Annotated in this window: 18 protein-coding genes; all 18 read right to left on the bottom strand. The window is 40.9% G+C overall.

Going from position 1 to position 19,167, the window contains the following annotated elements; translation table 11 throughout:
* Positions 1-19: 19 nt before the first annotated feature.
* Positions 20-784 carry a tyrosine-protein phosphatase gene (locus MKX73_RS12470; RefSeq protein ID WP_340717709.1) on the bottom strand — a complete coding sequence of 255 codons (765 nt, stop codon included), beginning with the start codon at positions 782-784 and terminating at the stop codon, positions 20-22.
* A gap of 44 nt (positions 785-828) precedes the next feature.
* Positions 829-1,542: a CpsD/CapB family tyrosine-protein kinase gene (locus MKX73_RS12465; protein WP_340717708.1), complete on the bottom strand. Its 714-nt coding sequence runs from the start codon at positions 1,540-1,542 to the stop codon at positions 829-831.
* A 4-nt stretch (positions 1,543-1,546) separates the two neighbouring features.
* A complete protein-coding gene (locus tag MKX73_RS12460) occupies positions 1,547-2,311 on the bottom strand; it encodes a YveK family protein (RefSeq protein ID WP_340717707.1) in 765 nt (254 codons plus the stop codon).
* Positions 2,312-2,493: 182 nt separating this feature from the next.
* Positions 2,494-3,327, bottom strand: a complete 834-nt coding sequence (locus MKX73_RS12455; RefSeq protein WP_340717706.1) for a hypothetical protein — start codon at positions 3,325-3,327, stop codon at positions 2,494-2,496.
* Between the two features lie 109 nt (positions 3,328-3,436).
* Positions 3,437-4,663: an S-layer homology domain-containing protein gene (locus tag MKX73_RS12450; RefSeq protein ID WP_340717705.1), complete on the bottom strand. Its 1,227-nt coding sequence runs from the start codon at positions 4,661-4,663 to the stop codon at positions 3,437-3,439.
* A 329-nt stretch (positions 4,664-4,992) separates the two neighbouring features.
* Entirely contained in the window at positions 4,993-6,546 is a 1,554-nt protein-coding gene (gene rny, locus MKX73_RS12445) for a ribonuclease Y (protein ID WP_079525364.1), read from the bottom strand.
* A 351-nt stretch (positions 6,547-6,897) separates the two neighbouring features.
* Positions 6,898-7,176 carry a hypothetical protein gene (locus MKX73_RS12440; RefSeq protein ID WP_340717704.1) on the bottom strand — a complete coding sequence of 93 codons (279 nt, stop codon included), beginning with the start codon at positions 7,174-7,176 and terminating at the stop codon, positions 6,898-6,900.
* Positions 7,177-7,264: 88 nt separating this feature from the next.
* Positions 7,265-7,543 carry a hypothetical protein gene (locus tag MKX73_RS12435; RefSeq protein ID WP_340717703.1) on the bottom strand — a complete coding sequence of 93 codons (279 nt, stop codon included), beginning with the start codon at positions 7,541-7,543 and terminating at the stop codon, positions 7,265-7,267.
* Between the two features lie 524 nt (positions 7,544-8,067).
* Positions 8,068-9,138, bottom strand: coding sequence for a recombinase RecA (recA, locus tag MKX73_RS12430; protein ID WP_340717702.1), 1,071 nt, complete (start codon positions 9,136-9,138; stop codon positions 8,068-8,070).
* 166 nt (positions 9,139-9,304) lie between these two features.
* On the bottom strand, positions 9,305-10,564 hold the full coding sequence (locus tag MKX73_RS12425) for a competence/damage-inducible protein A (RefSeq protein WP_340717701.1): 1,260 nt from the start codon (positions 10,562-10,564) through the stop codon (positions 9,305-9,307).
* A 305-nt stretch (positions 10,565-10,869) separates the two neighbouring features.
* Positions 10,870-11,448 (bottom strand): CDP-diacylglycerol--glycerol-3-phosphate 3-phosphatidyltransferase, encoded by a 579-nt coding sequence (gene pgsA / locus MKX73_RS12420; RefSeq protein ID WP_340717700.1) that lies wholly within the window; start codon positions 11,446-11,448, stop codon positions 10,870-10,872.
* Positions 11,449-11,494: 46 nt separating this feature from the next.
* Entirely contained in the window at positions 11,495-12,397 is a 903-nt protein-coding gene (locus MKX73_RS12415) for a helix-turn-helix domain-containing protein (protein ID WP_340717699.1), read from the bottom strand.
* A 48-nt stretch (positions 12,398-12,445) separates the two neighbouring features.
* Positions 12,446-13,234 carry a DUF3388 domain-containing protein gene (locus MKX73_RS12410; RefSeq protein ID WP_340717698.1) on the bottom strand — a complete coding sequence of 263 codons (789 nt, stop codon included), beginning with the start codon at positions 13,232-13,234 and terminating at the stop codon, positions 12,446-12,448.
* Between the two features lie 522 nt (positions 13,235-13,756).
* Positions 13,757-14,014: a DUF3243 domain-containing protein gene (locus tag MKX73_RS12405; RefSeq protein ID WP_340717697.1), complete on the bottom strand. Its 258-nt coding sequence runs from the start codon at positions 14,012-14,014 to the stop codon at positions 13,757-13,759.
* A gap of 47 nt (positions 14,015-14,061) precedes the next feature.
* Entirely contained in the window at positions 14,062-14,790 is a 729-nt protein-coding gene (gene ymfI / locus MKX73_RS12400) for an elongation factor P 5-aminopentanone reductase (RefSeq protein WP_340717696.1), read from the bottom strand.
* On the bottom strand, positions 14,787-16,091 hold the full coding sequence (gene yfmH, locus MKX73_RS12395; protein ID WP_340717695.1) for an EF-P 5-aminopentanol modification-associated protein YfmH: 1,305 nt from the start codon (positions 16,089-16,091) through the stop codon (positions 14,787-14,789). Before yfmH ends, ymfI begins: the two co-directional genes overlap by 4 nt.
* A gap of 3 nt (positions 16,092-16,094) precedes the next feature.
* The gene (gene yfmF / locus MKX73_RS12390; protein WP_340717694.1) at positions 16,095-17,357 is read right to left on the bottom strand and encodes an EF-P 5-aminopentanol modification-associated protein YfmF; all 1,263 of its coding nucleotides are present in this window, start codon (positions 17,355-17,357) and stop codon (positions 16,095-16,097) included.
* An 850-nt stretch (positions 17,358-18,207) separates the two neighbouring features.
* Positions 18,208-19,167 carry an ABC transporter permease gene (locus MKX73_RS12385; protein WP_340717693.1) on the bottom strand — a complete coding sequence of 320 codons (960 nt, stop codon included), beginning with the start codon at positions 19,165-19,167 and terminating at the stop codon, positions 18,208-18,210.

Genomic DNA, 19,167 nt, shown 5'->3' with positions numbered 1-19,167 from the left:
CTTTCTATATGCTATTTCTTCAGAAAATAGACCACCATTTTTTAGAACTTATTTCCTGTGGTTCATATAAGATAAAATTCTTATTTTTAATGATCCTTGCATTATTTTCTAAAAGCATATCCACTGCATCTAACTGTTTCTTTTTCTCTAAATATATAAGCCCCTCTTCAAATAGAAATGGGCGAGTTGTCAAGTTATGAACATCTGAACCATATGTATGGACCAAATTCGCTTTCACTAAATCTAGCGACAGCTTCTGAATGTTTTTTCCGAAATGCCCTGTAAGACTTCCGGCAGTAATTTGCGCCATTGCGCCTTCCCTTACGAGCTCTTCCAGCTTATATGGCCGTTCGGCAATTGTTTTATTTCGTTCGGGATGGGCAATGATCGGTATAATCCCCTTCGCTTGAAGGGCAATAATCATTTCTTTTGTATATTTCGGTATTGTGCTGGATGGTAATTCAAGCAGCAAATAGTTGGAGTTTGCTAGAGTCAAAGCTTCCTTTGCTTCTACTAAAGAGACAATGTTTTCGACTAAACGGACTTCCTGACCCGAATGAATCTTCAATGGAATCTCATGGTGATGCAGCTGTTCCTGTAAAATAGACAGCTGTTCGGTTACTTGTTTAGCTGTAACATTGTATTGTGGATGGTAACTATGTGAAGTTGTAATGATTTCTGTAATGCCTTCTTCTACCGCTTTTTGAAGCATGCTTACTGTTTCATGTAAATCTCCGGGTCCGTCATCGACACCAAACAATATATGGCTATGTATATCTATCAATGTAATGCCCCTCTTCTAGATATTAGTTTCGAGGGGCGTATGTTTTACTCTACTGCCCCGTAATATTGATAATAATAATGATTTTTATCAATTTCATAATTATTCAATACTGCTCCGATAATATTTGCCTTGGAAGCGAGCAGCATCTCTTTCGCTTTAATCACATTTTCCTTCTCTGCTTTTCCTGAATTGATTACTAATATCGTACCTTCGCATTTATTCGATAGAATTTGTGCATCTGTTACTGATAATACAGGCGGTGCATCGAAAATAACCATATCAAATTTCTCTTTTACTGCTTCTATAAACTGATCCATCGTTTTCGATGCGACCAGTTCCGCAGGGTTTGGTGGAATCGGACCACTTGTTATAACCGAAAGTCCTTCAATTTGCGTTTCATTTATAACTTCTTCAATTGTATGCTGGCGTATAAGAACTGTGGATAACCCGCCGATATTTCTAACGCCAAATGTATGGTGAGTTGTCGGTTTTCGCATATCCCCGTCTACCAGCAATACTTTTTTCCCAGCTTGTGCATACACAACAGCGATGTTCGATGCATTTGTCGATTTACCTTCACCCGGTGTCGATGAAGTAAGGACAAGCGTTTTTATATCTTTATCCGGCATCGAAAAGTTAATATTCGTACGTACGGTTTTAAATTGTTCAGATACAATTGATTTCGGATTCGAATCGGTAATGAGTTTTCTCGCTAATGTAGTTGGCTGTGATTTTTTGCGTTTAAACTTGTTGAACATTACTTCACACCCTCACTTTTCGGTCAATTATCGTTTTTTTTTGCTTTCGTGCTTTTGAAGCATTTCTGACATCCGCTTTATGCATTTCTTCTAGGTTTATTATACTTATAACCCCAATAATTGGCAATCCTATTATTTCTTCCACATCCTGCTCCGTTTTCACTGTCGTATCAAGGTATTCCAGTAAAAAGGCTAAACCTACCCCAATCATTAAGCCAATCACTAGTGCAATCGCAACGTTCAGCATTTTGTTTGGCTTGATCGGTGACGGGTTGTCCGAATACTGTGCCGGAGCCAAAATATTCACATTATCGATATTCATCAGCTTCGGAACTTCTTCTTTAAATACTTCAACAACCTGGTTGGCCATGTCGGCAGCCACATTATAGTTCTCATCCTGCACACTTACATTCAATACTTGCGAGTTATTCGCATTTGTTACGGATATTTTTGATGCCAGTTGTCCGGGAGTTAACGGCAAGTCCAAGTTTTCTACTACAATGGATAAAATCGCCGGACTTTTAATGATTTCATTGTATGTATTGATTAATTGCAGGTTGGACTGAATATCTTGTGATGTCATTTGCTGTGTTTTATCTTCGTGTTTTTGGTTGACCAGTACTTGTGTGTTCGCCTGATATATCGGTGTCAGTAAAAAGTAGCTGACAATCGCTGCTACGATTCCTGCAAAAACAGTAAGCGAAATAATAAGAGCAGCCCGCTTTTTTAATGTTTTAAATATATCTTGTAAGCTAATCGTTTCTTCCAAAAGTGTCCGCTCCTTTGATTTTAATAGTCCCATTATACAACAAAATACGCTTTAATTATACAATTTTAACAAGTGATGTAATGAAGAATAGTAGATTTCCCGCTTTCTCTTTCCTAAGGTTGAAATCCCCTCTATTTTGCAAAAAAGTTTGCAATACTGTTATCGTATTACAAACTTGTTTTTTACCTGAAATTCAGTGCTTTGTCCATCATGTCATCACGCAGCGCTTTTTTCGTAGCTTTATAGTCTTCCATAAACGTCTGTGCATATGATTTATCAAAGCCGTTCGCCTGAAGATCCTTTTCCACAAGACCGACTACCGTTTTTACTGTCGCATCTGTAGACTTCTCCATTGCTGTTGCAGCACCCATATATTTTCTGTAGAAATAACCGTATTGAATTGATTCGCCATTCTTCTTTTTCGTCTTGTATTCATCGTAAGCCTGGCTGACCAATCCGTTAATCCGGGCACGGGCCTGGTTTTCAATACTTGCAAATGTCGGTGTGTACTGCGCTTTAATCGATGATACCGTCACTTTTTCTTGTGGCTTAGTGCCGCCGTTCGGTTTCGTAGATGAAGCGGGATTACTGTTGTTTGAGTCAGTACTATTATTCGTATTAGTGCTCTTATTTGCGTTTGTATTTGTACCTGTACTTCCATTCTCTGCTACGGTTTCATCATCCGATTTCCCGTCTGCATTGGCGCTTGTAGAATCTGCCGGTGTTCCCTCTTCTGAATCATTATCGGTAGTTGTGCTTGAGGAATCTGTCGGCTTTACCCCATTCGTGTCGCTTTCTGCTGAATTATCTGCTTTATCATCGACAATATTACCCTCTTTGTCGACAAGTATGACACTGCCATCTGGAAGAGTTATCTCAAATGTTTCTTCTAATAAAGCATCTACCTCAGTATCTGCTGTGTCGTAGGATTTAAATTTCAATTCATATACAAGGTAGCCTGCAACGCCCAACACAATCACTAACAGAGCAATTAAAACATATTTAAGTTTTTTCATCTGCGATAGCCCCTCCACAGTTTTTATATCTAAGGTTTGAATTTTTTTACATAATCTCGTTATCAGTTAAATTCCCCAGAGCTATTCGCCCTAGGGAATCTTTTGGTGACTATTGTTGTTTTTTTAGATTTAAGTAAAGTTCTTTTGGTGAACCGTTGCTGAAGTTCAACGTAATTAAACCTGGATCCAAATCGATGCCTTGCAGGGCGTCCCAGATATTATCTGTTGAATAATCTAATGCCGCAATAGTACGGATTTGATTATTATTTAGACCCATTGCAACAAGGACACTTTTCGCTACTTCTTTGTGATTATCAGCTAAAGTAGTTTCGCTGAATGTATAAGTAGCACCACCGATTGTTACAGATTCAACTGCTGCAGTAGTACTTGAATTCCCTAAATTATCAATGAAGTCAAGTGCTGTTGCAATTAAATCATCAACCGTTACAGCCGGTGAAGTAGTTAATGTTACTTGCACTTCATCACCACTTGTTACAACTGCCACTTCTTGAATTGTATCGTTTGTAACATCGCCAGCTAATTCGTCTAAGATGTTTTCAACTTCTTCGACGAAGTCTTCTGGTGTTGGTTCTGGTGTTGGTGGTGGTGTAACCGGACCACTACCTGGTGGTGGTGTAATAATTGGCGGATTTGGTGTTGGTTCTGGCGTTGGTTCCGGTTCCGGTGTTGGTTCTGGTGTCGGTTCCACGTCTACCGCATTTTCAGCACGCACAACGAATGATGCTAATTGACCACGTGTTACAAACGACTTAGTGTCGAAGAATGTCGGTCTCACACCAATAGTGATACTGTTCTCGTATAATGCAATAATATGTTCTTTATACTGAGAGTTGTCTACATCTGTAAATGGAACAGTGTCAGTAGTTGCCTTTAAATTGAATGCCTTTGCAATAATTTTAGACATTTGACCACGAGTAAGCATATCGTTTGCACGGTATGTACCGTCTTCAAAACCATTGATAATGCCGGCATTTGCTAATGCTGCGATTGCCCCGTAGTTTGAGTTTTTAGTAGAAACGTCTGTGAAGAATGGATTTGTAACATTTGTTGTGTCCAAACCAAGGATTTTAGCGATGATTGATGCTGCGTTACCGCGTTTGATAGAAGCTCCCGGGCGGAAAGTTCCATCTTCATAGCCACCAACAATTCCGCGGTCAGCTAGATTCATAATGTTTTCATAATGCGTGTTAGTTGATTTAACATCAGAGAAGCTAACTGCTGCCTCTGCTTGTGGAGCAACCGCTACAACTGCACCAGCTGCAAGAGTTGTCGTTAAGGCTACATTGAACATTTTCTTGTACGTTTGTTTTTTCATGTAAAAACCTCCATTTTTTATCAAGATACGCTGATTATAGCACACCGTAGTAAAAGGTGGAAATAATTTCGCAATTATCTATCTAATGAGTAATATTATCCTATATATAATACTTCCTACTTACTTAAATTCCAATATAATATCGGATAAAAGTAATAGTAATTTATACCAATATTTCATAGTTTATAAACATTTTTTTAATACAGCGTAAAAAAATGATGTTTTCTGTTGCCAGAAGATAGAAACCCATAATAAAAAGACATCCATTCCTCTAAGAGCAAAATGGATGTCTTTCAATCTATCCTAAGCTTTCGGATTGTTCAATAAGATTACTTCGCATACTCCACTGAACGTGTTTCACGAATAACGGTTACTTTGATGTGACCCGGGTAATCGAGTTCTTCTTCAATACGTTTGCGGATATCTCGCGCTAAACGATGTGATGCCAGATCATCAATTTTTTCAGGTTGTACGATGATACGTACTTCACGACCAGCTTGGATCGCAAATGATTTTTCAACGCCGTCATAGCTTTCAGAGATTTCCTCCAGCTTTTCAAGGCGGCGAATATAGTTTTCCAGTGTTTCACTGCGGGCACCTGGACGGGCTGCTGATAATGCATCGGCTGCTGCTACAAGTACGGCAATGACTGAAGTTGCTTCCGTGTCACCGTGGTGGGATGCGATCGAGTTGATCACAACTGGGTGTTCTTTATACTTCGTTGCCAGTTCCACACCGATTTCAACATGGCTTCCTTCGACTTCATGGTCAATTGCTTTACCGATATCATGCAGTAAACCTGCACGACGAGCTAAAGTTACATCTTCGCCTAGTTCAGCAGCAAGCAATCCTGCTAAGTGAGCTACTTCGATTGAGTGTTTCAATACGTTTTGACCATAGCTTGTACGGTATTTCATACGACCAAGGATCTTCATTAAATCAGGATGCAGGTTATGAATACCTACTTCAAATGTTGTTTGCTCACCCGTTTCGCGGATTTGCTCGTCCACTTCACGGCGAGATTTTTCAACCATTTCTTCGATACGTGCCGGGTGAATACGACCATCTTGAACTAGTTTTTCCAATGCAAGACGAGCTGTTTCACGGCGGATCGGGTCAAAGCCGGATAAAATAACTGCTTCAGGTGTATCATCGATAATCAGATCGATACCTGTAAGTGTTTCTAATGTACGGATGTTACGGCCTTCACGACCAATAATGCGGCCTTTCATCTCATCATTCGGCAGATTTACAACGGACACTGTTGTTTCTGCAACATGGTCAGCTGCAAAGCGTTGTAATGCAAGTGATAAAATTTCTCGAGCCTTTTTGTCTGATTCTTCTTTTGCACGCAATTCCGATTCTTTCGTCATTACAGCGATATCCGTAGAAAGTTCGTTTTCAACTTCCTTCAAGATAACCTCTTTCGCTTCTTCGCGCGTCAGAGCTGCAATGCGCTCAAGCTCAGTTTTTTGACTTGCAACAAGTTGTTCTACTTTGCTTTCCATCTGTTCAATATGCTGTTGTCTGCTAGCTAGAGCTTCTTCCTTACGCTCTAAGCTTATCTCTCTTTTGTTCAGAGTATCATCTTTGCGGTCAAGGTTTTCTTCTCTTTGCAATAAACGGTTCTCTTGTTTCTGAAGCTCTCCACGACGGTCACGAATGTCATTTTCCGCTTCAGTTCGAAATTTGTGAGTTTCATCCTTTGCTTCAAGCAGTGCTTCTTTTTTAAGCGCATCTGCTTCACGTTTCGCGTCTTCCACGATTTGCTCGGCAACATGCTTTGCACCAGTCACTTTTGATTCATTCACGTTTTTCATGTAGAAATAGATAACAGCGACACCGACAGCGAATCCTAGCAAAGCAGGGAGTATCATTTCCATAATATCGTTTCCCTCCTATGCCTATATATGTCTGATGTTCTCTTATTCGGCTAAATATATCTGAATTGTTCAAACATACCGCCTATTCATTTCAAAATTTAGAAATTATACATTTTAATTGTATAGTTCAAAATAAGGTATGTCAAGAATAGCCATGGTTTAAGGGGTTTTTTATATTTTCTGGTTGAGTTGGTTCGGTCGTGGTGATAGGGTTTAGTGTAGCCTAAAATTTTCTGGATTGGGTTTGGTGTTAGTGTAGAGAACGCGTGTGCCCAGTGGTTTTAGTATAACCTTATTTTGGCAGAATATACTTGGGTGGGGGGTGCGGGTGGGGCGTGGCTGCTGGAAGTTCTAATATATTTTGAAATGTTCTAATATATTTTTATTTCTTCTAATAAACTTTCGATTTTCTAATATATCCGGTGCTTCTTCTAATAAGTGTTCGTGATCTTCTAATATCCATTTCAGATCTTCTAATACCGGGGCGAGTTCTTCTAATATCGCAGAATTTCTTCTAATAAAAGTTCCCGCGCATCCTTTCTCACCGGTTCTCTCCAGCAAAACTCCCCCAATTCCGGTCAAGTCCGCCCATCTTCTAATATCCGTCCCAAATCTTCTAATATCACTCACAGTTCTTCTAATAACCCCCTATATTTGTTCTAATAAAGTAGCCGGCTAATATATTATCCCCTTAGCGTAACGCGGACACCCAGAAGTTCTAATAAATCCTGAAATGTTCTAATATATTTTTATTTCTTCTAATAAACTTTCGATCTTCTAATATATCCTGTGCTTCTTCTAATAAGTGTTCGTGATCTTCTAATATCCATTTCAGATCTTCTAATACCGGGGCGAGTTCTTCTAATATCGCAGAATTTCTTCTAATAAAAGTTCCCGCGCATCCTTTCTCACCGGTTCTCTCCAGCAAAACTCCCCCAATTCCGGTCAAGTCCGCCCATCTTCTAATATCCGTCCCAAATCTTCTAATATCACTCACAGTTCTTCTAATAACCCCCTATATTTGTTCTAATAAAGTAGCCGGCTAATATATTATCCCCTTAGCGTAACGCGGACACCCAGAAGTTCTAATAAATCCTGAAATGTTCTAATATATTTTTATTTCTTCTAATAAACTTTCGATCTTCTAATATATCCTGCGCTTCTTCTAATAAGTGTTCGCGATCTTCTAATATCCCTTTCAGATTTTCTAATATTGGAGCGAGTTCTTCTAAAATCGCATAATTTCTTCTAATAAATGTCCCCGCGCATACTTCCTCACCGGTTCTCTCCAGCAAAACTTACCCAAATCCGTTCAAGTCCACCCGTTCTTCTAATATCCGTCCCGAATCTTCTAATATCACTCACAGTTCTTCTAATAACCCCCATATTTCTTCTAATAAAATCACAAGCACGCCCCCCACCCGAAACTACTTCAACCGTAACCCGCCCCATCCACGTTCCCCAAACAAACCAAAACAAAAAAACCCAAGCAAATTACTTCGCTTGGGTCTGTAACATTTATTATTCTTTTTCTTCTTCGAATAATTCTAGTTCGTCCAGTTCTTCTTCGTCTGTTGTATCGTTGGCGCCGATTGTGTAGCCTAGTTCACCGATACCGAAGTGTTGACGGATTTTTTCTGTTACTTCTTCTTTCATTGCAGGGTTTTCTTTGAAGAATTGTTTTACGTTTTCACGACCTTGGCCGATTCGTTCACTGTTGTAGGAATACCAAGAACCGCTCTTCTGGATGATGTCCAGTTCTGCACCGATGTCGACGATTTCGCCTTCTTTTGAAATCCCTTCACCGTACATAATATCAACTTCCGCTGTACGGAATGGTGGTGCTACTTTATTTTTTACGACTTTGATTTTCGTTTTGTTACCGATAATTTCTGTACCTTGCTTGATCGCTTCACCGCGACGCACTTCTAAACGGATAGAAGAGTAGAATTTAAGGGCACGTCCACCTGTTGTTGTTTCCGGGTTACCGAACATAACACCGATTTTTTCACGTACTTGGTTGATGAAAATAGCAAGCGTATTCGATTTATTGATAACACCTGATAATTTACGTAATGCCTGAGACATTAAACGCGCTTGAAGACCCATGTGCGAGTCACCCATTTCGCCTTCGATCTCTGCTTTTGGTACTAATGCTGCTACAGAGTCGATAACGATGATATCGATCGCGCCAGAACGCACTAATGCTTCCGCGATTTCAAGTGCTTGTTCACCTGTATCCGGCTGTGATAATAATAATTCGTCTATGTTAACGCCTAATTTTTGTGCGTATACCGGGTCAAGTGCGTGCTCAGCATCGATAAATGCTGCTGTACCGCCGTTTGCCTGAATTTCTGCGATGGCATGTAATGTAACAGTTGTTTTACCAGATGATTCTGGTCCGTAAACTTCTACAATACGTCCGCGCGGGTAGCCGCCTATACCTAATGCTGCATCAATTGCGATAGAGCCTGATGAAGTTGTATCGATTTTGTTGTTCGAGTTTTCACCCAACTTCATGACAGAACCTTTACCGAATTGTTTTTCTATTTGTTTTAACGCCATATCTAATGCTGCTTTACGATCGCTCAAACTATTTCCTCCTTAAGAAAAAGCTTTATTTAACTTATGTCTCTATTATACTTGCTAATGAGATAACATTCAAGAAAAAAGCGAACATATTTTCGCTTTTTCTTTGAATGTCCCCAAATGCCTTTAAACAGTGGACCAAATCGCCATTTTCAAAACAAACCATCAACTAAATCAGCTTTTTGTATCCCTGATTCGCCAGTTCCCTCATTAAATAGCTGAACGTAAACTTCACGGCGCGGATCCGGTTTGTATTTCTTGAGCCGGTCAATTGCAGGCGGTACGTTAATGGCTCTGTGTCCCCGATCTTAATACCGACCCAGATCGATCCTGCAGGCTGTCCGTCATGGTCGCCCGGTCCTGCTGCACCCGTCAGCCCGACACCGATATCGGTCCCGAACTTTTCTCGCACCTGTGTCGCCATTGCAGCAGCACACTCACTGCTGACGATTCCGTATTCATCAAGCAGTTCACCGGAAATACCGAGGTGTTTGATTTTCGCTTCCTTTGTATACGTCACAACTCCGCCGATCAATGCGGATCCGACACCCGGAACTTCTGCCAGCTCCGATTGGAACAGACCGGCCGTTAAACTTTCGGCAGCGGAAACCGTCAATTCATTTTCCAGCAGCATTTGCACAAGTTTGAATCCTAGTGACTCATCATTGACACCGTAATAGTATTCTCCGACAATATCGAGAATTTCACGTTTCTTCAATTCAATCAGACGGAATGCCTGTGGTTCGTTCTGCGCTTTTGCCGTTATGCGCAATGTTACTTCACCGTCTGAAGCAAGCGGGGCAACGGTTGGATTTGTCTGTTCATCCAAAATGTTCTGTATGCGCGTTTCCAGATCTGCTTCGCCAATGCCATAAAAACGCAGTACATGAGATAAAATAACGCCGCCGTCATGCAGAAGCGCCGCCAGTTTTGGTTTCGTTTCATATTGGAACATCGGCTCAAGCTCTTTCGGCGGACCCGGAAGTAAAATATAAATACGGTCATTTTCCTTCAAAAACATCCCCGGTGCCATCCCGTGCTGGTTCAGCAGTACATCACAGCCATCCAGTACAAGCGCCTGTTTGCGGTTGTTTTCCGTCATCGGTCTTCTTTGCTTCGAGAAAAACTCCTCAATGGCAAACAGCGCCGTTTCATCAAACACTAAAGTACGGTTCAAATGCTTCGCAATCGCTTCCTTCGTCAAATCATCCTTTGTCGGACCTAAACCGCCCGAGAAGATAATGACATCCGCGCGCTGCTCCGCAATTTTGATCGCTTCTAAAAGCCGCGCCTCATTATCACCCACAACTGTATGATAATAAACATTAATGCCAAGTTCCGAAAGCTGGCTCGAAATAAATTTCGCGTTCGTGTTGGCAATCTGTCCTAATAATAATTCCGATCCTACCGCTATAATCTCTGCATTCATTCCAAAAACCCCCTAAATATCAAATCAATTACGCCTCGGCGGAATTGCAGGCCCACAGGATGTGGATCAGTCAGCCGTTGTCGCACGATGCGACTTTTTTAGGCTGACTTCCTTTTCTTTATAAAATCTGTGACATCTGCCAGAGGCTTCTTTTGCAGCAGTTGCTTTGACAACTGCTGTAAAAGAAAAAACTAGATTAGAAAAACAGCGCCGTCCAAATGCACGAGCAACCGTTCAATCTTTTATGGATACTATTACTATTACCTATCCTAAAAGAAATTCTAACCTAGTTTTAGAAATTTTATTTATTTTGACTCCAATAATGCACGACGGTTGAGATAGAAATAATCCCATCCGGACCATACTGTAAAGAATAGTGCTACATAAAGCATAATCATATCAAAAGGTATGCCAACTAATGTAAAAATCGTATTGTGTAAAATTAATGCAGAAATCGCCACGATTTGGGCCCAAGTTTTAATTTTACCAAGCTGGTTTGCCGCTACGACTTCCCCTTGCCCTGCTAAAATCAGTCGAAGTCCCGTTACCGCGAACTCACGCGAAATAATGATAATGACAATCCATGCAGGCGCCAGTTCGATTTCCACCAATAAAATAAAGGCAGCCGAAACGAGCAGCTTGTCTGCAAGCGGGTCCAGAAACTTCCCTAAGTTCGTCACTAAATTATATTTGCGGGCATAGTAGCCATCTACCCAGTCCGTTGCCGAAGCGAAAATAAAAATCAGTGCCCCTACAAAATAGTTCACTTGCATTTCCGCGCCAAACAGCGTCATATTTCCCCAACCGAAATCAAACATCATTACAATCACAAATAGTGGGATTAATAAAATGCGCGAGACTGTAATCTTATTTGGAATGTTCATTTGTTAACACCTTTCGTCTAAAGAAAAGAGCCATCTTTTAAGATGACTACTCTCCTTGTCCTTCATTCACTAATTTTAAAATGATATTTTGCGTCATACGATCTTGTGCGTATGTCAATTCTACATCATTTACATATACTTTAGCCACTTTTGAATTCCCCAAACGGATTCTTGCATAGCCATCTGCAGTTGAATCATTTTCTACGATATCTCCAGCTTTATAAACTGTTGCATTCACTTGCTCCTGCTGTTGTTCATTTCGGATACCAACCCATGTTTCACCTGATACTTCAATACGGACATTTAAGCTGTCTGTTCCTGATACTTCAAATGTTGAATCTTCGCCTTGTACAACACCTTCACTGATTGTTTGAGCTACTTCAGGCTCGTCTGTGACAGGTTCTTCAGGCTCAACATTTTCTTCAGTGTCATCTTCTGTGTTTTCTTCGTTGTCTTCAACAGGTTTTGTTGGTGTTGAATTCGGATTTTGTTCGTATTCAATCGGTTCAATCTCCTCTTCTCCTCCATCCGGCGTACTGCCCGTTTTTTGGAAGTATAGAGTTGTAATAACGATAATAATGACAATCGCAAACAATGCAACGATCAATTTCGGCATTGCTTCCATCATCTTATTGCTCGATGTCGCTTTCATATTGCGGCGACTCGGACTTTGTGTGAATGATTGGGCGACTTCTTCTTTTTGCATTTCCGGAATATCTTTTCGATACTCAGTTAATACTTCATCCGCATCTAATCCAACTGCTTCGGCATACTGCTTAATGAAGGCACGTACATAGAAAGAACCGGGCATAATTGTATAGTTGCCTTCTTCGATTCCTATTAAATAACGTTTTTGGATTTTCGTGATATTTTGCAAATCATCTAGACTATAACCTCTAGCTAATCTCGCTTCTTTCAAGCGAGCTCCTAGTTCCGTCAAAAAAAACACCTACTTTTAATATATTCAAATAAAGATGGCAATAAGCCCTCTTATTTACTAAAAACCAAACCCGCCAAAATGGTCTGTACTCGATAACATATTATTCTTTTCGATAATTTCATATGTTATTTCCTCATTCGGTTCATGGCGCAATTCGATAATATAGTCAAAATCTTCTATTTTATATGATGAATGCTGTACGAACAGATCTGGATGCTCAATGACTTTAATCGTCGGCATACCCATGATTTCCCGAACTAACTGCTGGTGGCGTTCATCCGTCGAGCGACGTGTCACGGCACCGTCCAATATAAAAATATTATTCCCATTAAACTCATCGCCCATTAACGTATTGCGGACGGTTTGTTTAATCATAGTAGAAGAGATGAAAATCCATTTTTTATTCGCGCACACACTTGCAGCAACGATTGATTCTGTTTTTCCGACACGCGGCATTCCTCGGATCCCAATTAATTTATGCCCTTCCTTTTTAAATAATTCGGCCATAAAATCAACTAAAATTCCTAATTCGTCACGTACGAACCGGAATGTGTTTTTTTCATCCGCATCTTTCGGTATATAATGCCCATGCCGAACAGCCAATCGATCACGCACTTTTGGCTCGCGAAATCTTGTTACATTGATATTTTCCATTGTTGAGACGATTGAAATAAAACGCTGGATAGATTCTTCGTTATCTGTTGATAACAGCATTCCTCGATGCTCCTCATCCACACCGTTAATCGAGACAATATTAACGCGAAGCATTCCTAACAGCGATGCAATATCTCCTAATAAACCTGGTCGATTCACTTGAATTTCATATTCAAAATACCATTCGCCCATTTTGTATCTGTCCCCTCATAATAGAAACGTATTTATTTCTTACAAGTTCCATCATAGCGGATTTTCTACCTATTGAAAAGTTAGAAAGCCACGTTTTTGTTAGTTTTCTTGAAATAATTTTTGAAAAAACGCGTTCTGGAAGTATCCATGATGGACAATCGTGCATTTACAGGTTGGAGATTGGAACTAATAGAAAATGATGCAAGGAAATTTGTTTGCAAGTGTGTGGATTTATTAGACATTTCCGTTAAGTTAATCGCCAATATGTATGGAATAATCGTCAACTTCATTTTAATAATCGTTATTTTTTTAAGGAGAACTTATTCGCCACTTCTATAGAGATATTCGTCAGTTTTGACCATTTAATCGTCAACCTAAGGGGCTTATTCGCCACTTTATATTGATTAATCGTCAATCTTGAGTAATTAATCGTCAATTCCTAGAATTTATTCGCCGCTTTCATTTACAAAGAAAAAATGCCGCTCACCAATTCAGTGAGTGACATTTTTCCCGTAAAGCTGATTAATGAGTCGCTTTGTTTTGAACGAGTTTCATAATACAGCTTGCAATCGCTTGCTTTTCGTCCTTTTCGGCAACAGACCATAAGTCAGATAATACGCGCTCTTGCTCGTTTTGCGGGTCAACATTTTTCGCAAGATACTCGCCAATCTGAACTGCGGCTTTCTCAATCATTTTATTAGGCATGCCGCTTTCTTTTGCATCAGACACTTGTTTACCTAAGAAGCTTGTCCATTGTTCCCAGTTTTGTAATAATCCCATTTGCTTTCCCTCCTCTCGCACAGATAGTATGTGCGGATATCGGGAAATTATATGTACCAGCCGCCATTAACTCGAATTATTTGCCCTGTTACATAATCGGCGCGTCCGCTCAAATAAAAAGCCGCCATATTCGCGATATCAAGCGCTTCGCCAAATGATTGCAATGGAATTTGGCTTTGAATCATTTCGCGCTCCTCAGCATCGAACTTAGCGTTCATCTTCGTATTGATAATTCCGGGTGCAATCGCATTAACGCGAATGCCGCTATACGCCGCTTCCTGGGAATATGCTTTCACGAAACTGTGCTGGGCGCCTTTTACTGCTGAGTAGGCTACTTCGCCCGCTGCACCGACATCTCCCCAGATCGAACCAATGACAAGCACATAGCTGACTTTGTTCGCCCGTAATTTGCCTGCGAGCAGTGCCGTCGTCCGCATCGGATTTTGTACATGGACATGCCAAAGTTTCGTCATTTCCTCGGCTGGTGTGTTTTCCAGTAAATCATAGAATGCATGGCCGTTCGCATAAACGATCGCCTGCAATGAATAAATTTGGGCGGCAATTTGCTCCGCCCCTGTGTCACTGCTGAAATCTGCTTTTACCGGGATGAACTCCTGATCCGGAAAGTTCTCGGTAAACGCCTGAAGCATACTGTCAATGACAGTATGCCCAGTATGATAATGCAGATAGAGTGACCAGCCATCCTGTGCTAATTGCTGGCAAATTGCCTGTCCAATCGCACCGGAAGCACCGCAAACTAATGCAAACTTCTTCATTTTTGATCGCGCCCGCTTACCGGCATGATTGTAAACACCGTTTGTTGCTCTTCACCTTGAATGGTTGTAAATGCTTTTTCGATATCTTCCACTGTAATTGTCTCCAGAACCGGTACAACGTCGAATAGATTCATGTCGTTGAATTTATAACGTGTAAACTGGTTGGCGATAAATTCGATGGAATTCAGTGCACGCAGGAAGAAACCGATTTTTTTGCGTTTAATACGTTCTACATCTTCAGAAGTGAATAAGTTTTCTTGTTCTGATTGTGCCAGCTTGTCTTTAATCAGTTTCGCAAGCTGTTCCGGCTGTTCGGAATCCGAGCCGATCAGTGCAAACCCGTAGCCGTTTTCCAATGAGAAATCATAGCCGTATGATTCATCGATCAGACCATTTTCATATACATCTGTATAGAATGAAGAAGCGCGGCCGAATAAACATTCAACACCGATCTGGACAGCTAGCTCATGCTTCAGCATTTCTTCGCCGCTTAACCCAACTTGCTTCGCTTTTAAGCCGACATATACTTTTGGCTTTTGCACATCCATATGAAGCACGCGTTCTTTTTCCGCTACATTTGTTGGTTCTTCATCAAATAAGCGTTTTATGTCTGTCGGCTCCTGGAATGTCTTTTTGTTTTGGTTATCTTCAATAAATGCCATCATTTCAACAGGATCTACAGCACCGATGACGAACATCAGCATGTTCGATGGGTGGTAGAACGTGTTGTAGCACGTATATAAATGCTCGGCTGTAATTCCGTCAATCGACTCGATTGTGCCGGCGATATCAATTTTCACCGGGTGGTTGTGGTACATATTTTCAATTGCGCCAAAGTATAAACGCCAGTCCGGCTGATCATCGTACATCGTAATTTCCTGTCCGATAATGCCTTTTTCTTTATTTACCGTTTCTTCCGTGAAGTACGGCTCCTGTACGAAATTCAATAATGTTTCCGTACTTTTATAAATGTGGTCCGTTGCAGAGAACAGGTATGCTGTGCGGGTGAATGATGTGAATGCATTCGCCTGCGCCCCTACTTCACTGAACTTCTGGAATACATCCCCTTCTTCTTTTTCGAACATTTTATGCTCTAAAAAGTGGGCAATCCCGTCCGGAACAGTAACCGGCTCTGTTTCTCCGATCGGTACGAATGTACGGTCAATCGAACCATACTTCGTTGTAAACGTCACGAATGTTTTCGAAAAGCCTTTTTTCGGCAAAATATATACGTCTAAACCGTTGTTTAGCTGCTTGTAATATAATGTTTCATCTAGTTGCTGGAATTCAATTGTTTCCATGGATTACTCCCCCTTACCGCATAAGAAATACGTTGCTTCTAATTTAATATCCTGTGCCACTTTTTGCACATCTTCTTTTGACACAGATTGCCAGCGTGCTGTCCACGTATCCATAGTAAACGGTTCGTCTAATACTTTGTATTGGTCAAAAATTTCAATTTGGCCACGAGGTGAATCCAACGCTTCTTTTAGCTGGTTAATGAGCATCGCTTTCGTTTGCGCCAATTCCAAATCGGTAATTTCACCGTTTTGCATCACTTTTAACTGTTCATCAATTAATTGGCGTGCCTTTTCTTCATTTGCCGGCTCAATCCCTGACACGACAAACAGTAATCCGTATTGTGAAGAATAAGAGCTGGATGCATAATAAGCTAAACTTTCTTTTTCACGGACATTCATAAAAAGTTTTGAATGGGCATACCCGCCGAAAATACCGTTGAAAATTTGCATTTTAGGGAAGTCTTCATCACCGAATCGTACTGGTGTCGAGTAGCCGATATGCAGTTTCCCTTGTTTCATTTCCTGCGTTTCTTTCGTATATGGTTCAATGTTTGCAGGAGCTGAAACTTCTTCTGTTTTTAATAGCGCATTGCGGTCAGCGAATTGGAGCGCTGCTTTCAACTTTCGCGTTATTTCTTCAACATTAATATCACCGACAACGTAAATATCAATGACATCATTTGCTAGCATATCTTCGTATGTTTTTGTCAATGATTGTGGAGTAATCGCTTTTACAGCTTCGATATTTCCGTTTGCGGAAAATGATGCCGCGCTGTTTGGTCGGATAATTTCTGTTAAGCGTTTTTGTGCGTAGCGTGATTTGTCATCGAAAATCGATTGGATACGCTGAACGACCATTTCTTTTTCACGGTTGACGATTGATTCTTTAAATACGCCGTTTTCGTAGTTCGGTTTGAAAATCGCTTCCTGGATCAGGTCGATTACTTCATTTAATACATTGCCATGCGATAAGTATTGGTCGTTTACTGTTTCTACATTTAATAGTACGGTATGTTCCTGACCGCGCTTTGCTGTGTCAAAATACAATACTGTGCCGAACAGGTCATCTAAATAGCTGCGGTAACTTGCCGATGTTGGAAATTTTTCGTTGCTGTGCTGCAGGACATTCGATAATACTGTACGTTGTGCCGCTGTTTCTTCATTTAATGGTGCTCTCCATTTGATCGAAAAGTTCACCGTTTTGAATTGGGCGGTTTGTCGTATATGAAGCGAAACACCTTTCGCAATTTCTGTTGTTAAAAACAAAAAAACTCCTCCTGACTACCTCGTGAATATAAATATAAATGCTTCTTCTCTACTATACATGTGTTGCCTTGATTTGTGCAAAGTTATTATCCGTACTAAGTGTTCCCTAATTCGTGACATTTATGAATGGAAAGTTTGAATGGTGTGAAAAATAAAAAATTTCTTTTTAATAAAAGTTTTGTACGCATTCTGCGTTTCTTAATGGGGTCGTTGTGCTGCGTTGCGGGGCACGCTTTCCTGGGGGCGTGGCTCCAACTAACTTGATGTATGCCTCTACGGCGGCATACATCAAGTGGATTTTCCGCGCACGCTTAATCCCCAAGGAGTCGGCCCCTCCACTCCGCACAACTACCGGTTTGGTATAGGGTTTGAGCTTCTTATTTGATCTGGGTCAAGGTATGCTGAATTTTCTTCCCTTCTAATTCAAAGTTCTCGCATTAACGTAACTTGCTAATAAAATTGCGTTTTCTACTTTCTGGGTATGCCGTTCTACTTTTCAGGTGAATCGTTCTATTTTTTCATGAATACTTTCTACTTATAACTCAATTTGTTCTATGTACTTCCCAAACTTGGCTAATAAATTTTGCACTGCTTATCTTTCGAGTGAGCAGTACTAATTTTCTTGAATCATTTCCACTTTATCCTGAAAACTTTCTCCTTTACCTTCAAAATGTTCTCCTTCCCCACCAAATGCCGCTAATCAATTCCATGCCCCCAATTCGGCTAATCAATTCACCACTCCCTAATTTAGCCCGCAACGCAGCACAACGTGTTCAGAGCGTATACTTTATTCACCTTTAAAACAAAAAAACCGCCTGCACAAATCTGCTTTGTACAGGCGGTTCTATAATTAGCGTTTTCCTTTGATGTAAGGGACGCCTGATGCTTTTGGTGCTACTGCTTTTCCTACGAAGCCTGCTAATGCCAGGATTGTCAGGACGTATGGCAGGACTTGCAGGATTACCGGTGGGATATCCTGAATGAACGGGATGTTTCCACCACCGATACTTAATGTTTGTGCCAAGCCGAAGAATAGTGCGGCACCTAATGTTCCGATTGGATGCCATTTACCGAAGATCATTGCGGCGATGGCGATGAATCCTTGTCCGGCTACTGTTGATGCAGAGAAGTCGCTTGATGATGTCATCGCTAATGATGCACCGCCGACACCTGCTAACGCACCGGAAATCATTACACCGATGTAGCGCATTTTCGCTACGTTGATCCCCATTGTATCTGCTGCCATCGGATGTTCCCCAACTGCGCGGATACGCAGACCGAATGGCATTTTGTAAAGTATGAACCATGCACCGATTGCCACGATGAACGCGATAATCGTAGTTGAATACACGTTGTGGAACAGCAATGGTCCTAAAAACGGTATATCGGCTAAATACGGTATTTCAAAACGTTGTAATGGTGCTTGGACCATATCTGTTTGACCTTTACCGTAAATCAGTTTTACTAAGAAAACAGTAATTGCTGCAGCAAGCATGTTCAGAGCAACACCCGTTACCGTTTGGTCTGCACGGAATGTTACTGCTGCAATCGCAATGATTAATGAGAAAATGGCTCCTGCCAGTAATGAAGCAAGCAATGCCAGCCAAATTACGTTTCTGCCAAAGTCATCATAGTATTCCAAGTTGATATAAATACCTGTAAATGCACCGACAATCATTAACCCTTCAACACCAAGACCGATTACCCCTGCACGCTCCGAGAATAGAGCCCCGATACCTGTTAAAATAAGCGGTGTTGCGTATAAAAGGGCAGAAGGGACGATAAAGTATAACACTTCTAAAAAGCTCAT

Source organism: Solibacillus sp. FSL W7-1436 (genome assembly GCF_038007305.1).
Lineage (GTDB): Bacteria > Bacillota > Bacilli > Bacillales_A > Planococcaceae > Solibacillus.
This window is presented reverse-complemented; position numbering and strand designations above follow the sequence as displayed.